This window comes from Pseudomonas sp. MF08817 (genome assembly GCF_059862705.1).
This window is the reverse complement of record NZ_JCBCUY010000002.1, coordinates 292,369-299,342: the sequence shown is the minus strand read 5'-3', so window position 1 is coordinate 299,342 and position 6,974 is coordinate 292,369. Positions and strand designations below refer to the sequence as shown.

Annotated in this window: 5 protein-coding genes and 2 pseudogenes; 2 read left to right on the top strand and 5 right to left on the bottom strand. The window is 47.1% G+C overall.

The features are described 5' to 3' along the window. A pseudogene (locus AC19YR_RS02800) lies at window positions 1-459 on the bottom strand (IS5 family transposase); the annotation flags it as partial. Between the two features lie 155 nt (window positions 460-614). Here AC19YR_RS02800 and AC19YR_RS02795 point away from each other — a divergent pair. Further along, a protein-coding gene (locus tag AC19YR_RS02795) for an IS3 family transposase (protein WP_498182353.1) occupies window positions 615-1,765 on the top strand; the annotation gives its coding sequence in 2 pieces (ribosomal slippage) (window positions 615-849 and window positions 849-1,765; 1,152 coding nt in all). Here AC19YR_RS02795 and AC19YR_RS02790 read toward each other — a convergent pair. The 4 genes from AC19YR_RS02790 to AC19YR_RS02775 all read right to left on the bottom strand — a co-directional run bounded on the left by AC19YR_RS02790 (window position 1,701) and on the right by AC19YR_RS02775 (window position 5,179). Continuing rightward, window positions 1,701-3,257, bottom strand: a complete 1,557-nt coding sequence (locus AC19YR_RS02790; protein WP_500597035.1) for a replication endonuclease — start codon at window positions 3,255-3,257, stop codon at window positions 1,701-1,703. The two genes, AC19YR_RS02795 and AC19YR_RS02790, sit on opposite strands and share 65 nt — an antisense overlap. 295 nt (window positions 3,258-3,552) lie before the next feature. Continuing rightward, on the bottom strand, window positions 3,553-3,939 hold the full coding sequence (locus AC19YR_RS02785) for a hypothetical protein (RefSeq protein WP_315445877.1): 387 nt from the start codon (window positions 3,937-3,939) through the stop codon (window positions 3,553-3,555). 47 nt (window positions 3,940-3,986) lie between these two features. Beyond that, window positions 3,987-4,400: a hypothetical protein gene (locus AC19YR_RS02780; RefSeq protein WP_315445876.1), complete on the bottom strand. Its 414-nt coding sequence runs from the start codon at window positions 4,398-4,400 to the stop codon at window positions 3,987-3,989. Between the two features lie 62 nt (window positions 4,401-4,462). Continuing rightward, on the bottom strand, window positions 4,463-5,179 hold the full coding sequence (locus AC19YR_RS02775) for a hypothetical protein (RefSeq protein WP_315445875.1): 717 nt from the start codon (window positions 5,177-5,179) through the stop codon (window positions 4,463-4,465). Between the two features lie 103 nt (window positions 5,180-5,282). Here AC19YR_RS02775 and AC19YR_RS02770 point away from each other — a divergent pair. Further along, a pseudogene (locus tag AC19YR_RS02770) lies at window positions 5,283-6,767 on the top strand (ATP-binding protein); the annotation flags it as partial. Window positions 6,768-6,974 lie beyond the last annotated feature (207 nt).

Below are 6,974 nucleotides of genomic sequence, written 5' to 3'. Positions count from 1 at the left end.
ACAACAGGAAACGCAGAGGCACACCATTGGCGTCGCACAGCATGTGAATCTTGGTCGTCAGGCCACCCCGGCTGCGCCCGAGCGCGTGGTCTTGCGGTTCTTCAAATCCCCTTTTTTCCCGGCACCTGATGAGGCCCGGGTTGCTCGTACGGCAGTGGAGTCGATCATCCATGTTTCCAAGTCAATCAAACCCTGCTCATTCAATCGGATATGAAGACGCTTGAGCATCTGATCAAAAGCTCCGCAATCACGCCATCCCCGGAACCGTTGATAGATCGTTGACCAAGGGCCGAATCGTTCGGGCATGTCTCGCCAGGCTGCGCCAGAGCAAAGCACCCAGAGAATACCGTTTAGCATCAGGCGATCATCGGCCCGAGGGCGCCCGGTGCGCTGATTTTTGGTGAAGATATCTGCAACCAGATCCCAGGCTGCGTCGGGGAGTTCATACCGCTTTGCCATCTTGGCCTCCTGGCTTTAATGGCGGTGTATTTTACAGAAAATCGTATTTCTTGGGTTTACGTACAGAGCCTAGCTTTTTAAAGACGGGATGTTTGAATCGCCCCTAGTTTCGTAGACACCTCCAAGCCTTAAAATGAGGCCCATTAGGAGGTGCCATGAGCAACCAGCGTTATCCCGAAGAATTCAAAATCCAGGCGGTCAAGCAAGTGACCGAAAAGCAGCTTCCTGTCTCGGAGGTGGCTGCACGATTGGGTGTGTCCGTGCACAGCCTCTATGCCTGGGTTAAGCGCTACACCAAGCCCCAGGAACAGCGCGTTGAAGAGGATGATCAGAGCGCAGAGGTTCGTCGTCTACGTGCCGAGCTGAAACGGGTCACGGAGGAGCGAGACATCTTAAAAAAGGCCGCCGCGTACTTTGCCAAGGAGTGCGGCTGAAGTACGCCTTTATTAAGCAGCAAGCGGATCACTACGCGATTCGACGGCTTTGCCTGACGCTCAAGGTTCATCCCAGCGGCTACTACGCGTGGCTATCAGAACCAAAATCTGCGCGAGCCAAGGACGATCAGCGACTGCTTGGGTTGATCAAACACTCCTGGCTGGAAAGCGGTGGTGTTTATGGCTATCGCAAGATCCATGATGACCTGCGAGAGGTTGGAGAGAGCTGTGGGCGTCACCGGGTGGCTAGGTTGATGCGCATTGAAGGTTTACGTTCTCAGACTGGGTATCGACGGAGGCCGGGAAAATATGGCGGTAAACCAGCCGTTGCCTCACCGAACTTACTGAAGCGCCAATTCGATGTCAGAGAACCCAACAAAGTCTGGGTCACAGACATTACCTACATCCGAACATATGAAGGCTGGTTGTATTTGGCCGTGGTGCTCGATCTGTTTTCACGCCAGATCATTGGTTGGTCAATGAAGTCGCAGATGACCAGCGACGTAGCCATTGATGCACTGCTGATGGCGGTTTGGAGACGCAAGCCGAAGCAAGAGGTGATGATCCACTCGGATCAAGGAAGTCAGTACAGCAGCTCAGACTGGCGAAGCTTCTTGAAAGCTAACAACCTGGTAGCCAGCATGAGTCGTCGAGGTAACTGCCACGACAACGCTGTGGCAGAGAGCTTTTTCCAGTTGCTAAAGCGGGAACGGATCAAGCGTAAAATCTACACTACACGCCAGGATGCTCGGGATGATGTGTTCGATTATATCGAGATGTTTTACAACCCAAAACGACGCCACAGTTTCAACAATCAGCTGTCACCGGTAGAGTTTGAAAAGCGTTACGCAGCGAGCCTGGGGAGTGTCTAGAAAACCCGGGGCGATTCAGTTTAAGTTCAAGCTTTATCTGCCAATCTTCCATTTTTACAAAGCGATTAAATTTTCGCCAAACTGATATTGCTCGTTCAACTCCAAAAAACCCATAGCGTCTTATGCCCCAAATCATACAGCCAGCTTTAACTTTTAATGACTCGTTGTCAGGGTTCTGTATTGCTTTTATTAGATACTTCATTACATAAGTAGATGCAGATGCTTTTTTCTTACCGTGTTTTTCAGCTTGTTTAGCAGATATTATTTCAATGGTCGTTGATTTTTCTGAATGCTTGAAAATTCTATTTATATGAAGTATTAAATCATCGACTTTTGTGGGACAAACAAATAATAATGCGTGCAAATGCGGGCACTGGTCTTTATGTAATTCTTTCGTCCAAAGACCAAAATCATTAATCTCGTAACGATTGCGAGCTTTGCTCAACTCATCTAATTTCTTGCTCAAATAATCAGATGCTTGGCGTGGAGTTGAACCATCCCACGTATTTTTTCCAAATTTTGGGTTTGCGTGAAATGAAGCTGGGCAAGTCGCAGTTAAAAATAAACATATGTATTTTCTTTGCTCTGCAACAAGCTCCATATTTTTTACACACGAGTATAGTTCTGAAACACGCCTTTCGGGAGTCATTGCAACATCAGCTAATGGCTTTTGAGTCGAAACGTCATCGCCATATTGGATGTATGAATTAAGTAAATAATCTCTCTGACATTCATCTACAAAATTACGATAGTCCAGTGCGATTTTACTGCAATAACTATTATTAGAGCCAATCGCTTTTTCAGAAAGCTGTATCAGTTCATTTTCCCTAACTCTGATTTTTCTTATTATTCTTTTGTGTTTCTGAAAGCCGTTGAACCGTCTTTTTTCGTCGTTGCTGCACAAGTTCAAATCAAACTCATAAATCAGATTTTCATCTTCATAATATTTATCGAGCTTGTCTAATATCGTCCCGCTGGCTTTCAAGTCTCGAATTTTAATACCTTTGATTAGCTCGATATTCAGCAGTTCTTGACGAGTGATTTTACACATTGATAATTTAATTACTTGGTTTGTTAATTTCGTGCTTTTTGTTATATGCAAAAATAGTTTATTAATCACAATCGCAAGACAAACTGCGTCCCTATCCCATTGACGAAAAGACGATAAGGACTCTGTATATCGTAACTTGTTTTTTTGAGTTGCTGTACACAACGCTTTCGTCCTTACAAGCACTTCCATCTCGTAGAAAGACGTACATACTTCTTGAAGATTAGATACAAATTTGCTGCCGGCGTTAACCGGCTTTAAGCTTGAATTAAGTTCTTGCAGGGTTTTTTCGTGATCGAAGCCGGATTTTTTGAAATTTGATATTTCATTAATTAGTTTTTTAGCTTCGAAATGAGAGTGTAACTTATTGAGAAAAGTTTCTTTATTTTGTTCTTTTGATATTGCGCGTTGGAAATAAAATGGTATGCTGTTATTGTAAATCATTGTTAAGTTGTTTGTTTGGTAGCTACATCTTAACATTTGTAAGAAAAACACAAGAGCTTCGGCTCTTTTTTTCTGACCTAAATTAAAACAATTGTTTTAATTAATGGAATCGAAAACTAAACAGTTATTTGAATTAAATGATAAAACCCTTTTGTTATATGGCTTTTATCTATTTTGTGAGAGTTGTTTTAGAATTATCCAAGAAGAGCAAAGTCAAAAGCATTAGCCTGACGGCTCGGCTATACACTGCAATAGAGTAAGCACCTGTCAAGAAGTGAAGCCCGTTCGAGTATTTTTAGAAATAGGGATTTGTCGGAAGAGTGTAGATTTTTATAACCACGCCTCTGCTCAAATATTCTGGGTTTCTCCAAAAAATATCGTCTTGCATCGTCCAAAGAGTTTTGGCCTCTTCACAATTCCCTGTCTTGAAGTTAAATGTATGGCTTATTTGAAGCATAGAGCTACCTCGTTCATTGTATGAGTCTTTACTTTTGCAGTCGTTAGATGCATTTTGAAAAGCTCTTACAGACTCCTTTTTCTCTTTGTCAGTCAGCCTGTCCTTTGCTGAAATTTTAGTTTCAATAACAGCGCCTTGCTGAACCTCGTCATTTTTGAAATAACCAGCGTTTACTGCAATGCAAAGTGCGCCGAGAACCACAAGGAATTTAAAAGCATCTTCCATATCAATTGGATATTATTATTATTCAATTGTAGCACTTCTACTGAATTTCACTTAATTATGCTAACGGCCAAAGCAGCTAATGACACTATCATGGCGGCTCCTGAAATCCATGTAGTTGTAAAAAATTTACTCTTCTCTGATTGAAGCCCAGCTAATACAGAGGCCATCATTGGGAAGTGAATGCATCTAACATCTTTTCCAACTTGTAATTCGAAGAGCGGGACTCTGGATTTCTGTGCATCGTCATTGACATAAGAGTGGAGTCTGTTTAAATGATTGTATAATCTTCCGAATACTATCCCCGAATCTACATTGAGCTTTGACGCTATTAAGTCGATGTCGATTGGCATATATGCTTTACTACCCCTACCATTTTCCTCTCCCTTGCTGAAATTACTATATGGCTCATAGTATTCATTATAAATTGCTTCTAAAATTTGCAGGTCTGTCGGGAGCTTCATTATTTATGCCTTATTTTGGTTGGGGGACTAATCATGTGTTAGCCCTCAACAAGCTATGTAGTTTATTTGGGAGTGCGGTAAACCGTACTTATTATTTCCCAAGCTTCTGCGAAGCCATATAAATCTATGGTCTGGTCCTTGTTTTGCTCATAAGGCCATTCTTGGTAACGTGTCAGCGCTTTGCTACCAGATTTAAGCTGTTCGATTATTTGAGTAGTTTGTTTTCTGTTGAATCCGCTTTCGGCAGAGGCGCTATTTGGAGTTTGCTGGTCGATTCTAATCGCAATATTTGAATTCGGAAAATGCTCACTGCCAATGCTTATAAAACTTTTTCCATCTTTCCATATGCCCACCATCAAATCCTTTTTTTGTATATAGCACCAATGCTTGTCTTCCATGCCATCGACCTTGCAACCCGTACTCCAATTGGTTACATGCAAATCCTTGATAGTGTCTAACGTGCTATTTTTATCGCCCTGTATAGAGCCGCTACCGTCAGTATAGTAAATTCGATACTTAATATCTTTAAAGCTCCCAGTCTCAATGCGGAGCTTCTCGTTTTCACTCATTTTTCGATAGTTTAATCCAATAAGGCAGGTAATCTTACCGTTTGCAAAAAGGGGTGTGTTTGTTTTTATTAACTCATCACGCCCCACAATCGGCAGCTGCTTTTTGTAACCACTGTCATAACTTGTATTTGGGCAATCACTATCAGCGAATGACATTGCGCTAAACATTAGTCCAGTTACGATTCCAACTGTACGCCCGATATTTTTCATTTTCGACCCTCCATGGAGAATGTGGTTGACTGATACCATTTTAGCATCATTAGGTTGCAATGGTTTCGCATGACTCCCACGTTTGGACCAGCATAGTGACTGGTCAAAAAACACCCAAAATGCCACGCTGATATTTCTTCAAATTAAGCCTATCATTGCGGTGATCGGCATGCTCGAACTGACCTTGAAACGCGCCGACCAGGGCCATCTCGACCGCACAGCCATCGAAGTGGCCTACGACTCGGCCAAGGATCTGCTGGAGCTGATCGGCGACATTCTCGATATCGCCCGCATCGAGTCCGGTCGCCTGAGCCTGACGCCGGAGCGCGTCAGCCTGCGCGACACCGTCGAGTCGGTGATTCGGGTGTTCGACGGCTTAGCGCGGCAGAAAAGCCTGAGCCTAGGGTTGGACTTCCAATCGAGTGTCGAACAGGCCGATGTGTTGATCGATCCACTGCGCTTCAAGCAGATACTCACCAACCTGGTGAGCAACGCCATCAAGTTCACCGAACGTGGCCAGATCAATATCCGCGTGCAAGTGCACGCTGGCACCGCGCCCCAACAGATCTGCATGCAGTTGCGGGTGGAGGACACCGGAATCGGCATCAGCGAAAGCGACCAGGCTCGTCTCTTCGAACCCTTTGCCCAGGCCGACGGCCCCAGCCACATGGCCCGGGCCGGCGCAGGGCTGGGGCTGGTCATCAGCCGCAGCCTGTGCGAAATGATGGGCGGGCAACTGACCCTCACCAGCCAACCGGGGACAGGCACTCAAGTCTGCGTGACGTTGCACTTGACCAGCCTGGCACCCCGGCTCGACGCCGATGAACAACAGCCCGAGATCACCACCGCCGGCACGCCCCTGAACATCCTGGTGGTGGACGACCACCCCGCCAATCGCCTGCTGATGTGCCAGCAACTGGGCTTCCTGGGGCATCGCTTCACCACCGCCCACCACGGTGGCGCTGGCCTGAAGGTTTGGGAAGACGGGCATTTCGACCTGGTGATCGCCGACTGCAACATGCCGGTGATGAATGGCTATGACCTGACCCGCGCCATCCGCCAGCACGAACAGCGCACACAACGGCCAGCTTGTACGATCCTGGGGTTCACCGCCAACGCCCAACAAGAGGAAAAACAGCGCTGCGCCACGGCCGGGATGGATGACTGCTTGTTCAAGCCCATCAGTCTGACCGCCCTCCACCAACGCCTGGCAGGGCTCAAGCCGCTGGCGGCCCGCAACGCCTTCAACCTCGATAGTCTGCATTTGCTGACAGGGGGCGAGCCGAAAATGATCCAGCGCCTGCTCGTCGAACTGCTGAGCAGCACCCAGCAAGATCGCCAGGCCCTGCTCGCCTTGCCCCATGACGGCGACCAGCAAGCCCTGATCGATATTGCCCACCGCATCAAAGGCGCCGCGCGTATGGTCCAGGCCTTGATGCTGACCCAGCATTGCGAAGCCTTGGAACAGGCGTGCGATGCACAGGCCAGCCACGAAGAGGTCGAGGCCTGCCGTAGCGCGATCGAGCAGGCCATGTTGGAGCTGGAGCAAACCCTGCAACGATATCTGCAATCCAACCCGGGGAACTGACACTTAACCCGGGGCCATCGCGCCCCGGGCACTTGGCCAGTCTTGCCTCGACAAAAACAAATCAAAAAGCCATCATCCCACCCAGTGACACACAGACTGCCCAAGCAGCCTGCGTGCCCTGGCACAGGTCCAACTCTCCAAGGCAGGTTGCTCCGGCCTTAACTATGCTTGAACGCTAAGCAGTGTGTACGACCACTCGGAGAGACT